Origin of the sequence: Enterococcus sp. B2E4, from assembly GCF_030499455.1 — a bacterium.
Classification (GTDB): domain Bacteria; phylum Bacillota; class Bacilli; order Lactobacillales; family Enterococcaceae; genus Enterococcus_D; species Enterococcus_D casseliflavus.
Window position 1 is genome coordinate 86,224 of sequence record NZ_JAUKPK010000005.1, and the last position, 19,408, is coordinate 105,631.

18 protein-coding genes are annotated in these 19,408 nt (G+C 44.7%); 15 read left to right on the forward strand and 3 right to left on the reverse strand.

Features of this window, described 5'->3' with window-relative positions; translation table 11 throughout:
* The first annotated feature begins 70 nt into the window (after positions 1-70).
* The 14 genes from Q1X33_RS04430 (at position 71) to Q1X33_RS04495 (ending at position 16,020) form a co-directional block, all read left to right on the forward strand.
* Complete coding sequence (locus Q1X33_RS04430; RefSeq protein WP_005226483.1) at positions 71-1,003, forward strand: sugar ABC transporter permease; 933 nt, start codon at positions 71-73, stop codon at positions 1,001-1,003.
* Positions 1,004-1,019: 16 nt separating this feature from the next.
* A complete protein-coding gene (locus Q1X33_RS04435) occupies positions 1,020-1,907 on the forward strand; it encodes a carbohydrate ABC transporter permease (RefSeq protein WP_015508704.1) in 888 nt (295 codons plus the stop codon).
* 6 nt (positions 1,908-1,913) lie between these two features.
* On the forward strand, positions 1,914-2,552 hold the full coding sequence (locus Q1X33_RS04440; protein ID WP_005226487.1) for a DUF624 domain-containing protein: 639 nt from the start codon (positions 1,914-1,916) through the stop codon (positions 2,550-2,552).
* A 40-nt stretch (positions 2,553-2,592) separates the two neighbouring features.
* Positions 2,593-4,614 carry a type I pullulanase gene (gene pulA / locus Q1X33_RS04445; RefSeq protein ID WP_301969560.1) on the forward strand — a complete coding sequence of 674 codons (2,022 nt, stop codon included), beginning with the start codon at positions 2,593-2,595 and terminating at the stop codon, positions 4,612-4,614.
* 117 nt (positions 4,615-4,731) lie between these two features.
* Positions 4,732-5,739 (forward strand): LacI family DNA-binding transcriptional regulator, encoded by a 1,008-nt coding sequence (locus Q1X33_RS04450; RefSeq protein ID WP_005226491.1) that lies wholly within the window; start codon positions 4,732-4,734, stop codon positions 5,737-5,739.
* A 156-nt stretch (positions 5,740-5,895) separates the two neighbouring features.
* Complete coding sequence (locus Q1X33_RS04455; RefSeq protein ID WP_005226498.1) at positions 5,896-6,183, forward strand: hypothetical protein; 288 nt, start codon at positions 5,896-5,898, stop codon at positions 6,181-6,183.
* A 31-nt stretch (positions 6,184-6,214) separates the two neighbouring features.
* The gene (locus Q1X33_RS04460) at positions 6,215-7,633 is read left to right on the forward strand and encodes an L-fucose/L-arabinose isomerase family protein (protein ID WP_005226500.1); all 1,419 of its coding nucleotides are present in this window, start codon (positions 6,215-6,217) and stop codon (positions 7,631-7,633) included.
* A complete protein-coding gene (locus Q1X33_RS04465; protein WP_005231740.1) occupies positions 7,624-8,460 on the forward strand; it encodes a transketolase in 837 nt (278 codons plus the stop codon). Before Q1X33_RS04460 ends, Q1X33_RS04465 begins: the two co-directional genes overlap by 10 nt.
* Complete coding sequence (locus Q1X33_RS04470; RefSeq protein ID WP_005226504.1) at positions 8,447-9,388, forward strand: transketolase family protein; 942 nt, start codon at positions 8,447-8,449, stop codon at positions 9,386-9,388. Before Q1X33_RS04465 ends, Q1X33_RS04470 begins: the two co-directional genes overlap by 14 nt.
* 1 nt (position 9,389) lies before the next feature.
* Positions 9,390-10,838: a glycerol kinase gene (locus Q1X33_RS04475; RefSeq protein WP_005226507.1), complete on the forward strand. Its 1,449-nt coding sequence runs from the start codon at positions 9,390-9,392 to the stop codon at positions 10,836-10,838.
* A 12-nt stretch (positions 10,839-10,850) separates the two neighbouring features.
* Positions 10,851-11,708, forward strand: coding sequence for an alpha/beta hydrolase (locus Q1X33_RS04480; protein ID WP_005226509.1), 858 nt, complete (start codon positions 10,851-10,853; stop codon positions 11,706-11,708).
* 46 nt (positions 11,709-11,754) lie between these two features.
* The gene (locus tag Q1X33_RS04485) at positions 11,755-13,035 is read left to right on the forward strand and encodes a DUF4038 domain-containing protein (RefSeq protein ID WP_121260418.1); all 1,281 of its coding nucleotides are present in this window, start codon (positions 11,755-11,757) and stop codon (positions 13,033-13,035) included.
* Between the two features lie 7 nt (positions 13,036-13,042).
* On the forward strand, positions 13,043-14,356 hold the full coding sequence (locus Q1X33_RS04490) for a PTS sugar transporter subunit IIC (RefSeq protein WP_005226513.1): 1,314 nt from the start codon (positions 13,043-13,045) through the stop codon (positions 14,354-14,356).
* Between the two features lie 221 nt (positions 14,357-14,577).
* Positions 14,578-16,020, forward strand: coding sequence for a glycoside hydrolase family 1 protein (locus tag Q1X33_RS04495; RefSeq protein WP_005226517.1), 1,443 nt, complete (start codon positions 14,578-14,580; stop codon positions 16,018-16,020).
* A 108-nt stretch (positions 16,021-16,128) separates the two neighbouring features.
* Here the strand turns inward: Q1X33_RS04495 and Q1X33_RS04500 are convergent, their stop codons facing one another.
* From Q1X33_RS04500 to Q1X33_RS04510, 3 genes are read right to left on the reverse strand one after another with little or no spacing between them, the layout of a single operon-like run.
* A complete protein-coding gene (locus tag Q1X33_RS04500; protein WP_005226519.1) occupies positions 16,129-16,485 on the reverse strand; it encodes an MmcQ/YjbR family DNA-binding protein in 357 nt (118 codons plus the stop codon).
* A 60-nt stretch (positions 16,486-16,545) separates the two neighbouring features.
* Positions 16,546-17,298 (reverse strand): ABC transporter permease, encoded by a 753-nt coding sequence (locus Q1X33_RS04505; RefSeq protein WP_005226521.1) that lies wholly within the window; start codon positions 17,296-17,298, stop codon positions 16,546-16,548.
* Positions 17,295-18,236, reverse strand: a complete 942-nt coding sequence (locus Q1X33_RS04510; RefSeq protein ID WP_015508713.1) for an ATP-binding cassette domain-containing protein — start codon at positions 18,234-18,236, stop codon at positions 17,295-17,297. Before Q1X33_RS04510 ends, Q1X33_RS04505 begins: the two co-directional genes overlap by 4 nt.
* 95 nt (positions 18,237-18,331) lie before the next feature.
* Here Q1X33_RS04510 and Q1X33_RS04515 point away from each other — a divergent pair, with 95 nt between their 5' ends.
* Complete coding sequence (locus Q1X33_RS04515) at positions 18,332-19,291, forward strand: helix-turn-helix transcriptional regulator (protein ID WP_301969561.1); 960 nt, start codon at positions 18,332-18,334, stop codon at positions 19,289-19,291.
* Positions 19,292-19,408: the final 117 nt, after the last annotated feature.

Here is a 19,408-nt window from a genome sequence, read left to right on the forward strand (position 1 = left end):
TGCCTTTTCTTTGTTCGAATTTTTTCATCAAGCGGCTGGTGAGGCAAAAAACTTATGGAGGAGTAAGTAAATGGAACTTTCTGTTGAAAAAGAAAGCAAAAAAGAAAAGAAAAAGTGGTTTTCTCGAGACCAGCTTTTCTTTTTAGGGATGATTTTACCAGGCATCATTTTTATTTTGATTTTTTCTTATGGTCCTATGTTTGGGCTGTTGATGGCATTTCAAGATTATGTGCCAGCGAAAGGTGTATTAGGTTCTGAATTTGTGGGATTCGAGCACTTTCGCTATTTGTTCAGTTTACCAGATATTTTCTTAGTGACTAAAAACACGATTTTTATCGCTTTTTGGAAAATTATCTTTAATACGATCGTACCGATTCTTTTTGCGATTCTATTAAATGAAGTACGTGTAAAGTGGATGAAACGCTCCATTCAGACCATCGTTTATTTGCCCCATTTTCTTTCATGGGTCATACTGGCTTCAGTAGTGGTCAATTTATTCAGCCTTGATGGAACGGTGAATCAGATTTTACAAAACTTTGGTGTAGAACCATTAAACTTTTTGGGTAGTAATCAGCTGTTTCCGCGTTTGCTGATCGGGACCGATGTTTGGAAAAGTTTCGGTTACAGTTCGATCGTGTACCTTGCTGCCATTACCTCGATTGATCCAGGGTTATATGAAGTAGCAACGATGGATGGTGCTTCTTGGTCAAAAAAAGTCTGGCACGTAACCCTGCCTGGGATGATGCCTTTTATTTTGCTGATGACGATTTTGTCGCTGCCTAATATCTTAAATGCCGGCTTCGACCAAATTTATAACCTGTATTCTCCGGTTGTGTATCAAAGCGGTGATATTATCGATACCTATGTCTACCGAATCGGTCTGATTGGTAGAGACTACAGCTTAGGGACTGCCGTTGGTCTGGTCAAATCGGTGATCGGTCTATTCTTGATTTGGTCTTCCAACAAAATTGCGGAGAAGAAGACTGACAGAGTGATGTTTTAAGGAAAGGAAAAAAGAGATGAAAGAAAAATTTAGTATACGGCATGCAGTAATTTATTTGATCGTCATTGTTTTAGCTCTTTCTTGTTTAGTACCGATGTTGAATGTCGTGGCACTTTCTTTAAGCAGCAGCAGTGCGGTCGCGGCAAATGCTGTGGGGCTATGGCCAGTGGATCTGACCTTAGCGGCTTATGAGCGCATCATGAGCGATCAGCAATTTTGGCGTTCCTTTGGGATCTCGGTCATTCGTGTGATCGTTTCGCTGCTGTTGAACCTTTTGATGATCGTAACGATGGCTTACCCGCTGTCTAAATCAAAAAAAGTATTTCGAACGAGAAAATTATTCATGGGCGTGATGGTTTTCGCTATGCTATTCAGTGGCGGCATGATCCCAACGTATTTGGTCGTTCGCAATCTAGGATTATTGAATACGATTTGGTCCCTGATTTTACCTAGTGCAGTCCCTATCGGCAGTGTGATCTTGGTGATGAATTTCTTTCGGGGAATTCCCAAATCATTGGAAGAATCTGCTCGGATCGATGGTGCCAACCCACTGCAGATTTTGGGACGAATCTATATCCCAATGTCTTTGCCGTGTTTGGCAACCGTTTCTCTATTCAGTATTGTCGGTAGTTGGAATGATTTTTTCAGTGGACTGATCTATATGACCAAGACTGAAAACTATCCTTTAATGACCTATATCCAAACACTATCAGTCAACATTGCTGAAACAATGCAACAAGCTGGGAATTTGACTTCCGAGCAGCTACAAAGTCTGCTAGCGGTCTCTGATCGAAACTTGAATGCAGCGAAGATCGTGGTGGCAGTGGTGCCGTTATTGATTATTTATCCGCTTCTACAAAAATATTTCGTTCAAGGAATCGTTGTCGGATCAGTAAAGGAGTAAACCCAAATGATACACTTTTTTCATTCAGAAAACTTCTTCGCACGAATCGCTTGGAAATTCAGCCAGTTGCTCTTATTGAATGTACTACTCTTGTTTTTTAGTTTGCCGATCTTTACGATCGGCGCAGCCATCACTGCGGGCTCAAAAGTGGCGACTGACCTGATAGAAGGAAAAGCACCGGCTGTTGTTCAGCAGTTTTGGTCGACCTTTTGTCAAAGCTTTCGAAAGAGCACTCTCATCTGGCTTAGTCTACTTTTTTCTTTGTGGCTTTTGACTGCTGATTGGTTGTATTATTTCCAACTAAAAGGGACGCCTGATCTTTTTACCGTAGGCTTAGTAATTTGTACGTTCATGTGGCTTCAGTTTTTCCAAGTTTCGTTTTTCTTACTCGCCCGTTACGATAGCGGAATCAAAACGATCCTTTTGAACAGCATCAAAGTCGCCGCAAAGCATCCTTTTAAAATACTTTGTCTTCATCTTCTGACTGCAGCCCCTATTGTCATCATGCTTCTTTCACCCTATGCGCTGGTTTTCAGCATGTACATTGCCTGCTTTTTTGGTCTTAGCTGTTTTTTGTATGTACGCTGTCAGTTATTGTTGGCAATTTTCAAGAAATATGAGAAGGTAGAAATAGCAGAAAAGTAACTGGGTTTTATAGTTAGCAATGTTGAATGGAGGAATTTTGATGGGACAAAACACGCAGTATGGAGAAAAAAAGATTGCGATCGATCGCAGGATCGGTTTTTTAGAAGAACATACGTATCACGGGAATGATCTTGGTGTGACTTTTCAAGGACAGCAAACCACGTTCAAATGCTGGTCACCAGAAGCAGAGGCCGTTTCAGTATTGATTTATCAAAGCGGTGTCGCTGGGGCTGATGATCGCCTGCTGTCGCTGCCAATGGTCCAAGAAGACAACTGTTGGCAAGTCACGACGGAAGAAAACGTCAAAGAGCTGTTTTATACGTTTGAATTTCAACGAGACGGTCAAAAAGTCGAAGCGGTGGATCTTTATGCCAAGGCAGTAGGGATCAACGGAAACCGTGGGGCCATCATTGATTTAAAGGAAACAGATCCTGAAGGCTGGCAGGAGACTCACGGCGTCGGTCAACAATCGATCACAGATGCCTATATTTGGGAATTGCATGTCGAAGATTTCAGCGGCGCCGAAAACAGCGGGATTTCACCAGAAAATCGCGGAAAATATTTAGCCTTTACTGAAAAAAAGACCCATCTGGTGGGGGATGAAAGTCAACCAACTGGCATGGCTTATTTAAAAGAGCTGGGGATCAATTATGTTCATCTGCTGCCGATCTTCGATTTTGACAATGATGAAACTTCGTCTGCCTATAACTGGGGCTATGATCCGAAGAATTACAATGTACCTGAAGGACGATACGCTTCTGATCCTAGTGATCCCAAGGCGCGGATTCGTGAATGCAAGCAAATGATCCAATCGCTGCATGAAGAAGCCATCGGCGTTGTGATGGATGTGGTCTTCAATCACACTGCGATCACAGAAGAATCGTGGTTTAATTTGACGGTGCCTGATTATTACTACCGCCAAGATGATGTGGGGAATTTTGCAGACGGTTCTGCTTGCGGAAATGAAGTGGCTTCTGAACGGAAAATGATGCGTAAATTTATCATTGATTCGGTTTTATATTGGGCGCAAGAATACAAAATCGACGGCTTTCGTTTTGATTTGATGGGCTTGATTGATGTGGAAACCATGAACCAGTTGCGTCAACGCCTAGATGATGCCGGCTTCAGCCATGTGATTTTATACGGCGAGCCATGGGATGCCGGCAGCAATCAAATTATTCAGCCGAATATCCCAGCGAACAAAAGCAATGTTTGGGCACTGTCAGAAGGCGTTGCGGTTTTTAGCAATGATTTAAGAGACAGTATCAAGGGCGATGTCTTTGAAGAAACAGACGGCGCGTTTATTCAAGGAATGAATGGTCAACCGCAAGTCAAGCAAACCTTTTATGCAGCAAATTTGGCAACGGCGATTCAAGGAAATACGAAAGTTGCTGGACAAGAAGGCGCCGAGCGCTGGGCAAAATCGCCCCGTCAAGTGATCGCCTATGCGTCAGTCCATGATAATTTGACCTTATGGGACAAACTGGTTGCAACCATGCAGGCTTCAGCGAAGGAAAGAAATTATGATTTTGATCCTGAGCTTTTAGCTCGTAACAAACTAGCAGCAGCCATTTTGTTTACTAGCCAAGGAGCCGTGCTAACCCAAGCTGGGGAAGAATTTGGCCGTACCAAAGAAGGCGATGAAAACTCCTTCCGTTCGCCACTGACAGTCAATCAGCTGGATTGGGCACGTGCCAAAACTTTCAAAGAATTTCGCGAGCTGTATCGGGGCTTGTGGGCATTGCGACAGTCCTATGCACCATTGAGAGATGCCACGACCCAAACGGCTGAAAGCATGGTCTTTTATGAGACAAAGGATGAAAATCGCTTGGCGTATCAAGTACCCAATCGTGACGAACAGCATCCATGGCGTTCCTTGTTCGTTTTACTCAACAGCACGGAAGAAAGCTGGTCCTTTGACTTACCGACGGCAACAGAAAATACTTCTTGGCACCTCGTTGCTGACCCCAAAGGAGCTGGGATCGTTTCTCGCGGCGTAGCAGCGCCAAGGATAACCATCGACCCATTGTCCTTCTGCATTTTGGCGGAACAAAGTAACTAATCAAAGTAGAAGCTAAAACAAACTAAAAATTTTAGTTTGTTTTAGCTTTTTTGGTAGTAAAAAAACAATTCTTTTGCTATACTTTTAACAGAATGAGAAGCAGAAAGCGGTGAGCAAATGAAAGTTGTGATCTCTGATATTGCCCGAAAAGCTGGCGTTTCCAGCGGAACAGTCTCTAATGCGATCAACAATCGGAAGGGGATCAGTGAACAAAAACGGCAAGCGATCTTGAAGATCGCTCGTGAGATGGGGTATTTTGATCAGCGAGAAATTAAAAAAACGGAAAGCCAAAAAATCAAATTTGTCGTAATGAACAAGCAAGGAAATGTCGTAGGGGATACGCCTTTCTTTTCTGAATTGATCCGAGGAATCGAAATGGAGTGCAGTACGTTAGGCTATGAACTGGTCATTTCCCATATCACACTGGCACCAGAAGAAGACCCGATTGAAAAGATCCGTCCAGAATTAGCAGATGGTTTGCTATTGTTAGGAACGGAATTGGAAAAACAAGATTTAGCAGTCTTCCGTCATTTGGAAGTACCCTTAGTGATTTTAGATACGATTTTTAATTCGCAGGACTTTGATTTTGTCGCCATCAATAATCGTGACAGCGCCTATGAGATCGTTGAAAAGATGATCGAAAAAGGCCACCGTGACATCGGGATCATCAATTCAACCTTTCAAATCAACAACTTCCGTGAACGCAAGCAAGGGTTCGTCCAAGCGATCCAAGAGCATGATCTGATCCATTATGAAGAGACGGAAGCCTTAGTAGAACCCACCTTGGAAGGCTCCTATCAAGACATGAAGGTCTATTTGGAATCCATGCGTGACGATCAGCGACCGTTACCAAGCGCCTTTTTTGCGGTCAATGACAATATCGCCATCGGTGCAATGAAAGCCATTCGCGAAGTGTTTCCCGATCATCCGTTGACCATCGTTGGGTTCGATGATATTCCTTTGGCGGAATTTTGCAACCCACCACTGACCACCGTCAAAGTAGATAAAGTGTACCTTGGTCGCCAAGCCGTGCGACGCTTGATCGAGAAAATCACCAGTGAAGATGAAAACCATCTGAAAATGCTGGTCGCCACGACGATCGTCGAACGTGAAAGCATCAATTAAGATAAAAATAAGAAAAAGGACAAAACGTTTAGCAAGCGTTTTGTCCTTTTTTAGTTATTAAACAAAAATATTTATCTAAAACTATTGCAAAAAATTTAGCTTATGCTATATTTAAGGTGTAAAAAGTAAGGGATTACATTTTGAGGAAGTGAATAGATGACACAGATCGGTCTCTTTTGTGCAACTGGGCTCTCCAGCGCACTGCTCGTCAAAGCGATCAAAGAACAACTAGCGGATGATCAGCATTACCAAGTGAATTCCGCGCCTTTTTCAGAAATATTTATGGTGGGGAATGACTATGATTTTTTGATTTTAGCTCCTCAAACCCGCTTCAATCAAGCGAAAGTCGCCGCAGCCTTTCCTGATAAAAAAATCGTTTTACTGACGGATGAGGAATTTCTGAGCAAAAATGTAGCACGAATCGTGGAAGAAATAAAAATTTAGCTAAATATACTAAAACGCAAAGGGTGGTTTTATGGATAAAGTAACCATCGGGTTCGCCCCGACTAGAAGAAATTTATTTAGTGCAGAAGCAGCCATTGAGTACGCCAATCTGACACGACAAAAAATGGACGAACTGGCCATTGATTATGTAGATATTTTAGATATCAACGAAGATGGCTTGCTATACGATGATGAAGGGGTTGAAAAAATCGCCGAAAAATTCAAAGCAGCAAAAATCGACGGTCTTTTTCTAGCCAATGAAAACTTTGGTACGGAATATGCCTGTGCTCGTCTAGCCAAAAAACTAGATGTTCCCGTCTTACTGTGGGGACCCAAAGATGAGACGCCAGCCGCCGACGGTTCACGTTTGCGGGATACGCAATGCGGTCTTTTCGCTATTGGGAAAGTCTTGCGCCGTTTCAAGGTACCTTTCACCTATGTCAAAAATTCTGATATTGATTCACCAGAATTTGCCCGCGGCTTGCAAGACTTTATCAAAGTCTGCAATGTCGTCAAGACCTTCAAACAAACACGAATCTTGCAAGTTGGCCCACGCCCCTTTGATTTTTGGACTGTGATCTGCAACGAAGGCGAACTATTGGAGCGTTTCAATATTTCGCTATCACCAGTACCGATCCAAGAAGTGGTGCAAGAAATCAAGAAAGTCAAAGAACAGCAGCCAGATAAATTGCAAGCAGTCATTGATTATTTTGAAACCAATACGGAAGTCCAAATTTCGGCGAAAGATTTGGAAATGGTGGCAGCCCTTAAAGTGGCTTTGCAAAACTTATGTGAAAGTTACGGCTGCAATGCAGGAGTCATCCAGTGTTGGACGGCCTTACAAGACGAAATCGGTATTTTACCGTATGCCTCCTTGTCACTGTTACAAGAAGAAGGTTTGCCTTTTGTCTGTGAGACGGATGTCCATGGGGCAATCTCGGAACTGTTGGTCGAAGCCGCTTCGTTGGGGGAACACCGAGCGATCTTTGCGGATGTCAACTGCCGCCATCCAGAGAACGAGAATGGCGAATTGCTTCAACACTTAGGAGTTTTTGCTTATTCCACCGCAGAGACCAAACCGATCTTGCCGCAACGACATTTTGTTTTTGACTATCCAGGATCAGTCGCTTTTCGGGCAATCAAAGACGAGTATACGCTGTGTCGCTTTGATGGGGACAACGGCGAGTACTCACTACTGATGGGCACTGGTAAAGGGATCGATGGCCCATACAATCAAGGGACCTATCTCTATCTGGAATTTGCGAATTTGAATCGCTTGGAATTCAAACTTGTTGAGGGCCCTTATATTCATCACGTTGCGGCGGTCAGAAAAAATGTGGTGCCGATTTTGTACGAAGCGTGCAAATACATCGGCGTGCAGCCAGATTTTTATGATCCGATCGAAGAAGACGTCAAAGCATACTTGAGAGGGGATCAATCATGGAAATAAACGAGCTGGAGATGAAGGCTTTAACGATTCGAAAATCCGTGTTAGAGCTGATCTATCAAGCAAAAACGGGTCATACTGGTTCGGATCTTTCTTGTACCGATATTTTAGTGGCCTTGTATTATCGGATAATGAATGTCGATGCGAAAGACCCCCAAAAGCAAGATCGTGACCAGTATATCCAAAGTAAAGGACATGCGGCAGAAGTACTATGGGCCGTTTTAGCGGACAAAGGTTTTTTGCCAAAAGAAGAATTAGCCACCTTTTCGCAATTTGGTTCACGACTGATCGGTCATCCAAACAATAAAGTAGCTGGTGTTGAGATGAATACTGGTTCGCTAGGCCACGGCTTACCCGTCGCAGTAGGGATCGCCTTGGCAGGCAAACTGGATCACCGCACGTATCAAACCTATACATTGTTGGGAGATGGCGAATTAGCAGAAGGCTCGGTATGGGAAGGAGCCATGGCGGCTGCCAACTACCAGCTGGACAATTTGACCGCCATCATTGATCGCAACGGCTTGCAGATCACTGGAGCCTCGGAAGATGTGATGGCCGTGGAGCCGCTAGATGAAAAATGGCGTGCCTTTGGTTGGGATGTGCATATCGTTGATGGCAATGATATGGCTGCCTTGGTGGCTGCATTAGAAAAACCGCATCAGCCCAATCAACCGAAGCTGATCATTGCCAAAACCATCAAAGGCAAAGGCTATTCCGCAGCCGAAAATCAAGCGCAATGGCATCATAAAGTGCCGACGGCAGAAGAGCTTGCACAAGCCATTGCCGAACTTGATCAGCAAATGGAGGTTTTGACTCATGGGAAAAAATAATATTGCCAATCGCCAAGCGATGTGCGACGTATTGATTGAAGAAGGAAAAAAGAATCCTGCGATCACGGTGTTGACCAGTGATTCTCGTGGTTCCGCTTCGTTGGCACCTTTTGCCAAGGAATTACCGACACAATTGGTGGAAGTAGGGATTGCAGAGCAAAACATCGTCAGTATTGCGGCCGGCTTAGCCCATATGGGCAAACGCCCTTTCGTTGCATCTCCAGCTTGTTTCCTCAGCATGCGCAGTATCGAGCAGATCAAAGTCGATGTCGCGTATTCGAATAAAAATGTCAAACTCGTAGGCATCAGCGGCGGTGTCAGCTATGGGGCATTAGGCATGAGTCATCATTCCTTGCAAGACATCGCAGTGGCGCGAGCGATCCCTAATTTGCAAGTGCTGTTGCCAGCAGATCGCTTTGAAACGATCCAAATGTTTAAAGCCTTAGCGGCATCAAATGAACCAGCCTATATCCGTCTCGGTCGTAATCCTGTTGAAGATTGTTATGATTCTGCAGATTATCCTTTTGAGATCGGCAAAGCCATTGAGCTGAGAAGCGGTCAAGATGTCGCATTGATCGCCACTGGCGAAACCGTGCGCCAAGCGTTGGATGCTGCTGAGCTATTGGAAAAACAAGGCATCACTGCTACCGTTTTAAATGTTCATTCCTTGAAGCCCTTTGATTCAGAAACGGTCAAACGAGTGGCGAAAGAAACAGGCACCGTGATCACTGTGGAAGAACATAGCCGATACAACGGCTTAGGAGCTGCCGTGGCGGAAACGCTGGCAGAAGAAACGGACATTCGACAAAAAATCATTGCTTTTCCGGATGAAGCCTTGATTACTGGTTCTTCGGCAGAACTGTTTGCCCATTATGGCTTAGACGGTGCCTCCATAGCGAAAACAGCGGTTGCGTTTCTAGGAGCTTAAGATGGACAAGACCTATCAGCTTGTTTTAGATCAGAGTACATCCGGTACCAAGCTCTTACTGTTTCAAGAAGGGAAAATCCTGCAGCGTTACGATAAAAAACATCGCCAAATTTATCCAAAAGTCGGGTGGGTCGAACATGATCCCCTCGAGATTTGGCAAAATGTCCAAGAATTGCTGGCACAAGTGTTTCAAGACCAAGCGATCACTGCAGATCAAATCGTTTCCTTGTCATTGACCAATCAGCGAGAAACGATCGTTGCTTGGGATCGATTGACTGGCAATCCCCTGTACAATGCGATCGTGTGGCAATGCAACCGCAGCGCCTCGATTTGTGAAGAATTGACGGCACAAGGCTGGGAAAAGACGATCAATCAAAAGACCGGTTTGCGCTTAGACCCGTATTTTTCCGGCACCAAAGTGAAATGGTTGGCCCAAGAATTATCAGCCATCAAGGAAAAGTCGGGAACTGGCGAGTTGGCGATCGGTACGATGGACAGCTGGCTGTTGTGGAATTTAACGCAAGGGACAGTATTTGCGACAGAAGCCAGCAACGCTTGCCGAACATTGTTTTACAATATTGAAGAGGGCCGTTGGGATGCAGAACTCGTCAAACTTTTTGGCATTCATTTAGCAGACTTGCCAGTGATCAAACCTGCTGATACGGTTTTCGGTAGCTATCACGGAATCCCTATCAAAGGGATCTTAGCCGATTCACAAGCGGCATTATTCGGGGAAGGTTGTCAAAGCCTTGGGGATGTAAAAATCACGATGGGCACCGGTTGTTCGATCATGATGCAAGTGCAGCAGGAGCAGACGTTGCGGGATCGCCGCATTTTGACGACGGTCGGCTGGCAAACTAGCCAGGAAACAGCATTTGCGCTAGAAGGCATCATCCGTTCCTGTGGTGACGCCATCAACTGGTTCAGTGAGCAAGTGGCTCCGCTGCCAGATGTAGCTGAGATCTGTCAAGAAGTGCTGACCAGTGACAGTCAAGAAGACATCTATTTTATCCCAGCATTGCAAGGAATGGGTGCCCCATTTTGGGATAATACGATGACCGCCAGTTTTGTCGGCATGAAACGCACGACGACGACTCATGAGCTGTTGAAAGCCGTTTTAGAAAGCATCATTTTTCAAATCAAAGCAGTGATCGATGTGATGGAAGAAGTCGCTGAACGACTGATCAATCAGGTAATGATCGATGGCGGTGTTTCGAAAAACCGCGCCTTGATGAGCTTATTAGCGACTTTGATCAATAAACCCGTCATCGTCAGCGAAGTCGAAGAATTTTCAGCCATCGGCACGATGCTTGTTGCCAATCCAACCATGAATGAACCAGCTATTCAGCAAACCACGATCGTTCCGCAAGCCGAACAGGCCGTGATCCGTTTGAAATATGAAAAATGGAAACGGTTCATTGAGAAATCAGCTGCTTTTAGTGAAGGATAAAGGAGGAACTATATGGAGACCCAACGAATCCAATTGAATCAAACGGCTTACGTGGATACCTATTTATTGCACCAATCCAAAGAGTACAATGTCGGCAAGAAACGACCGCTAGTGATCGTCTGTCCAGGCGGCGGCTACGCATTTACCAGTGATCGAGAGGCGGAAGTCATTGCCTTGAAATTCAATAGTATCGGGCTAAATAGTGTTGTTTTATGGTACACCACCGGTGACCAAGTGAAAAACGTTCCTCATAATGCCTTGATGGAAGCCGCCCAAACCGTCAAAATCATTCGTGCGCATGCTCAAGAATGGTTGGTGGATGAGGAACAAATCATCGTTTGCGGTTTTTCAGCAGGTGGTCATCTAGCGTTGCAGTTAGCGACGCGCTGGCACGATGCTGAGCTGGCAGAAGCGTTGGGCGTTAGCAGTGACTTACTGAAAGTGAATCTGGCGATCGCCGGCTACCCATTGGTTTATCAAGAGCACGCCTTCCCAATCGATGAGCTAGGCTTTGCTGCTAGTCTGATCGAAGCACCTTTAACTGCCAACGAACGCTTTTTTGGGAGTAAACAACCGACGGAAGAAGCCATTCAATCCATGAACATTTTGCATCATGTCGATCAGTGGACACCTCCGATGTTTCTCTGGCATACGACGGAAGACGTCTTAGTCGATGTGGCACACTCGTTGAAGCTGGCGGTCAAATTAAGAGAAGCAGAGATTCCATTTGAACTGCATATTTTTGAAAAAGGCGAACACGGACTGGCATTAGCGGATCGAACAACGGCACGCAAGCCAAGTCACCTCAATACCCATGTCGCCAAATGGTTTGAGCTGTGCGAAGGCTGGCTCAGCAGTTATATTGATTAAAAAACCGCCAGTGCACAACTTGTGCCGATGAAAGGAGAGCACCACCGTGAAAATCACCGTAAGCCAAAACAAACGCACCTTATTGCGAGACGGCCAGCATTTCTTTTATTTAGCCGATACTTGCTGGAGTGCCTTTACTAGTATTCAAGAAAATGACTGGATCACCTACTTAGACAAACGCAAAGAGCAGGGCTTCAATACCCTTCAAATCAATGTGTTACCGCAATGGGATCGCAGCCGTGGTCAATTTGACTGCTTGCCGTTTCCTCTTGATGCGGGCGTCTTTGATTTTACTGTTTGGGAGGATGCCTATTTCGAACGGGCTCAGCGTCTTTGTAAAATTGCCGATGAGAAAGGCTTTACTTTAGCGTTGGTCGTCTTGTGGTCAAACTATGTCGCAGGCACGTGGGCTAGCCAGTTGGACAAAGAACGCAACGTGTTGCCGAAGGATTGCCGCCAGGCCTACTATCAAAAAGTGATTGCGACTTTTGATGCCTTCCATCCGATCTACTTTATTGGTGGCGATACGGATTTCCCAACACAGCCAACCATCGATACGTATCTAGAAGCCTTTGCTTTCTTTGAAAAGCATTCGCCCAATACCCTGAAAACGATTCATATCAAGGGACGTTTTGAAGAGATTCCCGCAACGATCGTCGAACATTTGGACTTATTTTTATACCAATCAGGTCATAATAGCGCCTTTTTGAATATGCCTTATTATTTGGCAGAGCGTTTTTATCAAAGACAACCGCAGCTGCCGATCATCAACTCAGAACCTTGCTATGAACAAATGGGCTATGCCCGTCACGTATACGGCCGATTTGGTCAAAAGGATGTCCGCAAAGCGGCATGGCAATCACTGTTAGCCGGCGGCGCGGCTGGGATCACGTACGGTGCCCACGGCATCTGGAGTTGGCAAACCCCGACGGCGACTTTTGCGGAAGAAATCGGGGAAGCGTTTGATCGTCCGATGATTTGGCCAGAAGCTTTATCTTTTCCTGGGGCAGATGACTATGGCTTTATCAAGCAATTATTCGAATTATTAAATATTCAGGAGCTTGTGCCTTGCCAAGAGCGCTTGATCGATGCAGATGAACAGATTCGCATGGCAGCCATCGCAGGATCGAAGGATGCGTTGCTTTACTTGCCAAGCAATACAACAGTTCGCCTGCAAGGAGATCTTTCTACAGCGACTGTCACATTGATCGATTTGAATACCAATCGTTTCTTGAAACCAAAACTGACAGTTACCGATGGTATCACTGTTTTCCATCCCCACAATTGTCATGAAGATGTATTGTTTGTCATCCAAATAAAGGAGTGAAAAGAAAATGGATAAATATATGGATAAGGTGTTAGTATTTGCAGATAAAATCTCCAACAATCGGTATTTAAAGGCAATTTCAAACGGGTTGATGGCGACGCTGCCGATCAACATTATTGGTTCGATCGCCTTATTGTTAGCAGTTTTGCCGATTCAAGGATGGACAGACTTTATCAATTCGATCAATATTGACGGCTATTTTTCCGTCGGTTACAGTATGACCGTCGGGGTTATCTCAGTGTACACTTCCTTTCTGGTCGGTCACCGTTTAGCTACAGAATTTAAGCAATCGGCGGTTCCTGCCGGCATCGTTTCACTGTTTGCCTTTTTGATGATGACGCCAATGGTTACCTTAGAGGAAACAACGACCCTCGATATGAGCAAACTCGGTGCTCAAGGCTTGTTTACCGCTATGATCTGTGGCTTAGTCTTTGCTCGTTTGTACTGCTTTATTTTAGAAAAAAATATCGCCATCAAAATGCCAGCAGGCGTGCCGCAATTTGTGACGGATACCTTCGCCGGTTTGATTCCAGCAATTATTTCTGGGTTTACCGCGATCGTCATTAGCTGGGCATTCAGTTTTACTTCTTATGGCTCATTCTCAGATTTCATCTATCAAATCTTGGCAATGCCGCTGCAAAGCTTGTCTTCTAGTGTAGGTTCGTTGTTATTTATTGTACTGATCCAAATGGTGCTATGGTTCTTCGGTATCCATGGTTCGTTGGTGGTGGGTAGCTTTGTCACCGCTTTGTACTTACCAATGGATGTGGAAAATATGGATGCTTTGGCTAGCGGCGTTGCTCGTTCCGAGTTGCCGAATATTTTGAGCAAGTCGTTTTATGATTTGTTTGCTGGTATTGGTGGGGCTGGGGGAACATTGTCATTGATTATCGTTATTTTGCTGTTGGCGAAATCAAAACAATCACGGACAGTCGCTAACCTGAGTGCCGTTCCTGGATTGTTCACCATTAATGAGCCGGTGATTTTTGGCTTACCGCTGATTTTGAATCCAATCATGGCGATTCCGTTCATATTAACACCATTGGTTCAAGTGCTTGTGGCGTACCTAGCGATCTGGAGTGGGATCGTCCCACGACTTAGTGGCGTACAAGTTCCCTTTGGCACACCGATTTTTCTAAATGGGTTTCTAGCTGGAGGCTGGCATGTCGCAGTTCTACAAGTCGTTTGCGTTTTGGCAGGCTGCTTGCTGTACATTCTTTTTGTCAAAATATTAGATAAAGGAAAATTAAAAACAGAAGCAGAAGCAGCGCAAGCGGAGGTTCAAAGTGAAAGTATCGATGCAACGGGGGAAACGGTTTAAAAGAAACCGATTTTATGGTGACAAGCCAACGAGTTAGTGCTATAGTTAAAGAAAGAAAACCCACGTGGATTGTTACTGACTCGATCAGGCAAGACCTAAATAAGAAAGCGCTCTTCTCGTTTTAGCAGCGGCTCTTATTTAGGTTTTTTGTTTTTTATCGGGGATTTTTCAGTAATCAGCTAGGTAGGTTTATCAAAAGAAAACAAAAGGAGAACGAGCAAATGGCAAAATTTCCAGAAAATTTCTTATGGGGCGGCGCGACCGCAGCGAATCAATTAGAAGGGGCGTTCGATCGCGATGGCAAAGGCTTGTCAGTGGCGGATGCAATGCCTGGCGGCAAACAGCGTTTAGCGATTTTAGGCAGTGATACGTTTGATTGGACGATCGATGAGGACAAATACACCTACCCAAATCATCGCGGGATCGACCATTATGACCGTTTCAAAGAAGACATTGCGTTGTTTGCAGAGATGGGCTTCAAGAGCTATCGTTTTTCCATCGCTTGGACACGTATTTTTCCAAAAGGCGATGAAACGACACCAAACGAAGCTGGACTGGCATTTTACGATGCGCTGATCGATGAATGTTTGAAGTACGGGATCGAGCCAGTGGTTACGATCTCTCACTATGAAATGCCTTTGCATTTAGCCAAAGAATACGGTGGCTGGAAAAATCGAGCATTGATCGATTTCTATGAACGTTTTGCAAAAGTTGTCTTGGAACGGTTCCACAGCAAAGTCAAATACTGGATGACCTTCAATGAGATTAACTCTGCTTTCCATTTCTCCGCATTGAGTCAAGGAATGGTCAATAGCACGGGTGCCAGCGACTTTACAAACGTGATTCAAGCGTGGCACAACCAATTTGTTGCCAGCAGTAAAGCAGTCAAAATCGGCCATGAATTAAACCCAGAGTTACAGATCGGTTGTATGATCATTTATGCAACGACTTACAGCATTGATGCGAACCCGGTCAACCAAGTGGCGACGATGATCCATAATCAAGCCTTCAACTACTACTGTGCCGACGTGCAAGTACGTGGAAAATACCCATCTTTTACGGATCGTTTGTACAAAGAACACGGCGTCAATAAAGAGGATCTTGAGATTACCGAAGAAGACTTAGCCTTGATTGCTGAACATACTGTTGACTATGTTGGCTTCAGCTACTACATGTCTTCTGCCGTGGATATCACCACAGAAGAAGCCGATGAAGTGCAAGGAAACTTGTTAGGCGGCGTCCGCAATCCATTCTTAGAAGCAAGTGAATGGGGCTGGCAAATCGACCCAGAAGGGCTGCGCATCGCGTTGAATGAATTGTATGATCGTTATCAAAAACCGTTGTTTATCGTGGAAAACGGCTTAGGAGCCATTGATACCTTTAACGAAGAAGGTAAGATCGAAGATGACTATCGTATCGATTACTTGCGCCGCCACATTGAAGCAATGGGGGAAGCGATCGCTGATGGCGTAGACTTGATCGGTTACACGCCATGGGGCTGTATCGACCTTGTCAGTGCTTCAACAGGCGAAATGAGCAAACGCTATGGCTTTATTTATGTTGACTTTGATGACGAAGGCAACGGCACGATGGATCGTTCCAAGAAAAAATCCTTCGATTGGTACAAACAAGTCATTGCAACAAACGGAGAAGAGTTGGCCTAAGTGTTTCGTTAGACTCACGGATGACACAGGATCCGTTATAAAAGAAAACCGATCAACGGTGCTCCTATATAGGCGCATCGTTGATCGGTTTTTTGGTGATATTTGGGTTTAACGGGTACGCTCATAGCTGTCTCGTAACAAAGATTGGAGTTGTTTTTCTGATACAGAGCCATCTAGTAATGCGGTGAGCCAATGGTTTTTATTCATGTGATAAGCGGGTAAATAGCCGCGGCTTTGATTGATGATCGAAACCATTTCGGACGCTGCTTTGACATCTAAAATCTCGATCATTCCCGTTTCTTCTAGGCCTAATTTTTGCTTTTCTACAGTCATCAGCAAGCCAAACCATTTGCCGCTTTTGCGGTGCCGCAAGACTTGGTACTCGGGAAACTTTGCAAATGGATGGTCGACCTGAACATCATTAAAGGTCTGAGCGAAGGCGATCAGCCGGTTTTTAAGATCCATGGGTATCCCTGCCTTTTTATAATAGAAAACTACTTATATTATACCATTGATTCCTTTTACCTAGCGTAACCGTTTCTGATAAAGCATCCGTGCCAAGAACCAGCTCACCACTACGATACCGCCACACCAGCTAAAGGCACTGATCAAGGTGGTATCTTTCAAGTTTAACAAAAGCCCGCGCAAAGAATGGATGATCGGCGACATTGGTTGGTATTCAGCAAAAACGGCTAATGGGCGCGGCATGGTTTCCGTAGGGACGAAACCAGAGCTTAAGTAGGGCAAAAGGGTGATCAAGACAGTAAACAAGGTCGCTGTCTCGGGGCTTTTGGCGATGAGACCAACCAGAACGGAGACCCAAGTAAAGGCGAAGGTGAAGCAAAAGATCAATAGGAAAGCGAGTCCCCAGCCAGCAACTGTGGCTTGAGGGCGAAAACCGATGACCATGGCAACGATCAACACGACCAAGGTGCTGATCAAGCTCCGAAGAGTCGCGGCGAAGACATGGCCGTTTAAAAAGGCTGAGTTAGAGATGTTCAAGGTCATCAGCCGTTCCACCATGCCGGATTTCAAATCTTCCGTCACCGTTACCCCAACGGAGGAGGCGCTTTGGGCGATACATTGGACGAGAACACCAGGAACGACAAAATCGACATAAGAGGTATCGCCGACGTTCATGGCTCCCCCAAAAACATAGACGAAGAGGATCATTAAAATCGCTGGGGTCAAAATCCCACTTAGCAAAGTCTCCATACTGCGAATCGATAGCAAGAGATTGCGTTTGAATAAGGTGTTGGTTTCTATAATTGCTTTCATTGGTTTCCTCCTTGGACAAGTGTTAGAAAAATATCTTCTAACGAAGCATTCTTTTGATTAAAACTGGTTATAGTGATCGGTAGTTGATTGAGTTCCTGCAACAGCGTGAAGGAATGCTGGAAGTCTTGACTGACGGGAAATGCCAGAGAGAGACTGGACTCATTGACTTGCAGCGGAAAGTCAGACAGATGCTGTCGCACGGTCTGCAAGTGTTCTTTCGTCAATACGCTGATTTCCATCGTTTGTGAAGGATGCAGTGCTTTGACTTCCGTTGGTGTTCCTTGCAAGATGATTTTCCCTTCATGCAAGATGGCGACTTGATCTGCTAAAAATTCAGCTTCTTCGAGGTATTGAGTCGTCAGGAAAATCGTTCGTCCTTGAGCGGCGATCTCTTTGATCATGTGCCATGTGGCTAAGCGGTTTTGCGGGTCTAACCCGGTCGTTGGTTCATCCAAGAAGAGCAGGTCAGGTTCGCCGATAAAACTCATGGCGATGTCTAAGCGTCGTCGCATGCCACCAGAATAATTTTTGACTAGTCGGTTGCTGGCATCCACCAAATCAAAACGCTCTAACAAATGTTGGACGATAAACTGTTTGTTTTTGACATGGCGCAAGGCAGCAATCATCAGCAAGTTTTCTCGCCCGGTCAGTTCTTGATCGACGGCGGAAAATTGCCCCGTCAGACTGATTTTCTCGCGAATCGCTGCTGGATCTTTGGTCAAGTCGATCCCGTCGATCAGCGCGGTTCCTTGGTCAAAAGGTAGGATAGTGGACAAAATTTTGACTAAAGTGGTTTTTCCAGCGCCGTTTGATCCTAGTAAGACAAATACTTCGCCAGGAGTGACGTCAAAAGTGACCTCTTTCAAAACGGTTTTGTCTTTGAAGCTTTTTTGTAAATGTTTCACGTGAAGCATTTTCTTTTTTATATGGGTATCCATAGCTTTTCCCTCGTTTCTATAAGATAATTCAACTATAAAGGCTCTTTGGGAAAAGCAACTGCTTATTTCAATATATTGAAAAAGAAGGTGAAAAAATGAACAATTATGGTGCGACAGTGAAAGAGCTTCGCAAAAGCAAAGGCTTGTTGTTGAAGGAATTAGTGGATGAACAATTGTCGATGTCTTTGTTATCGCAATTTGAAAATGGCAAAACGACGATTTCCTGCGAACGATTTCATCGTTTGCTAGATAAACTAGAAGTGAGTTTTGCCGAATTTCAGCTGCTGCATACGGGGGAGCATCATTCGGAGGCTCAAAAGCTAATGGTTGACTATGTCCGTTCGATGGGGATCGAATCCATTGATGAAGTACCTAAATTAAAAAAGAAATATCAAAAGCTGACCACGTACTTTCAACAGCATTACTCCTTGGAGCTGGACCACTTCTTACAACTGATCCGTTTTGACTACTTGATGAAAGAGGAGCTTTTTAAAGGGGTGCCCGTCGAGGAGGCTTACCTGAAACACAATTACTGTTTGGACTCTGCCAAGCATTACTTGCTGAATACCGATACATGGGGTGTTTATGAGCTGCGGCTGTTTGCCCGCGTAGCAATTTCGATGGAGCCAGCTTTGCTTTGGCGCTGCTTGACGATCGCCATCAAAAAGAGTCAGCGCTTTGCAAAAATTCCTGGCAATGAAGATATTTTGTACAACACGTTTGAGACGGTATTTTCTGTTTTTGCTGTTTTCGACGAGGCGAATTATGCGGAAAAGACCTTTCATTTATGGCGAGATCATGTTTATGAAAAAGAACACATTGAACAAGCGATCTTTATGCCGTTTTTTGAAGGCTGGACGCATCTATTAAAACAAAATAAGGCACAAGCGGCGGACTTGATGCAGCAAACGTTAGATCAGCTGGAAAGATTAGGGATGAAGAACACGTTTGCTATGTATCAATTATTAAGCACATCTGTATTGAAAGAAGAGTTTCCGGGGATTTTATTGAGTGATCCATTGCTTTCTGAAGGAACCCGTTTTGGCTGGGAGTAGCTAGAATAAGCTGTATTCCGCTGATGAAAGCGCCTTATGTTTAAGAATCGGAGAGGAAGTGATTAAAAATCAGTAAATGCAAGCAATTTGCTTCTTTTTTACTGATTAGAGGAGTAT

Bases quoted from the DNA above. Each gene is read 5' to 3' on its own strand.
- Q1X33_RS04515 (WP_301969561.1), top strand. From the start codon at position 18,332: ATGAACAATTATGGTGCGACAGTGAAAGAGCTTCGCAAAAGCAAAGGC.
- pulA (WP_301969560.1), top strand. From the start codon at position 2,593: ATGGGACAAAACACGCAGTATGGAGAAAAAAAGATTGCGATCGATCGC.
- Q1X33_RS04495 (WP_005226517.1), top strand. From the start codon at position 14,578: ATGGCAAAATTTCCAGAAAATTTCTTATGGGGCGGCGCGACCGCAGCG.
- Q1X33_RS04455 (WP_005226498.1), top strand. From the start codon at position 5,896: ATGACACAGATCGGTCTCTTTTGTGCAACTGGGCTCTCCAGCGCACTG.
- Q1X33_RS04510 (WP_015508713.1), bottom strand. From the start codon at position 18,236: ATGGATACCCATATAAAAAAGAAAATGCTTCACGTGAAACATTTACAA.
- Q1X33_RS04470 (WP_005226504.1), top strand. From the start codon at position 8,447: ATGGGAAAAAATAATATTGCCAATCGCCAAGCGATGTGCGACGTATTG.
- Q1X33_RS04440 (WP_005226487.1), top strand. From the start codon at position 1,914: ATGATACACTTTTTTCATTCAGAAAACTTCTTCGCACGAATCGCTTGG.
- Q1X33_RS04460 (WP_005226500.1), top strand. From the start codon at position 6,215: ATGGATAAAGTAACCATCGGGTTCGCCCCGACTAGAAGAAATTTATTT.
- Q1X33_RS04505 (WP_005226521.1), bottom strand. From the start codon at position 17,298: ATGAAAGCAATTATAGAAACCAACACCTTATTCAAACGCAATCTCTTG.
- Q1X33_RS04430 (WP_005226483.1), top strand. From the start codon at position 71: ATGGAACTTTCTGTTGAAAAAGAAAGCAAAAAAGAAAAGAAAAAGTGG.
- Q1X33_RS04475 (WP_005226507.1), top strand. From the start codon at position 9,390: ATGGACAAGACCTATCAGCTTGTTTTAGATCAGAGTACATCCGGTACC.
- Q1X33_RS04500 (WP_005226519.1), bottom strand. From the start codon at position 16,485: ATGGATCTTAAAAACCGGCTGATCGCCTTCGCTCAGACCTTTAATGAT.
- Q1X33_RS04490 (WP_005226513.1), top strand. From the start codon at position 13,043: ATGGATAAATATATGGATAAGGTGTTAGTATTTGCAGATAAAATCTCC.
- Q1X33_RS04435 (WP_015508704.1), top strand. From the start codon at position 1,020: ATGAAAGAAAAATTTAGTATACGGCATGCAGTAATTTATTTGATCGTC.
- Q1X33_RS04480 (WP_005226509.1), top strand. From the start codon at position 10,851: ATGGAGACCCAACGAATCCAATTGAATCAAACGGCTTACGTGGATACC.
- Q1X33_RS04450 (WP_005226491.1), top strand. From the start codon at position 4,732: ATGAAAGTTGTGATCTCTGATATTGCCCGAAAAGCTGGCGTTTCCAGC.
- Q1X33_RS04465 (WP_005231740.1), top strand. From the start codon at position 7,624: ATGGAAATAAACGAGCTGGAGATGAAGGCTTTAACGATTCGAAAATCC.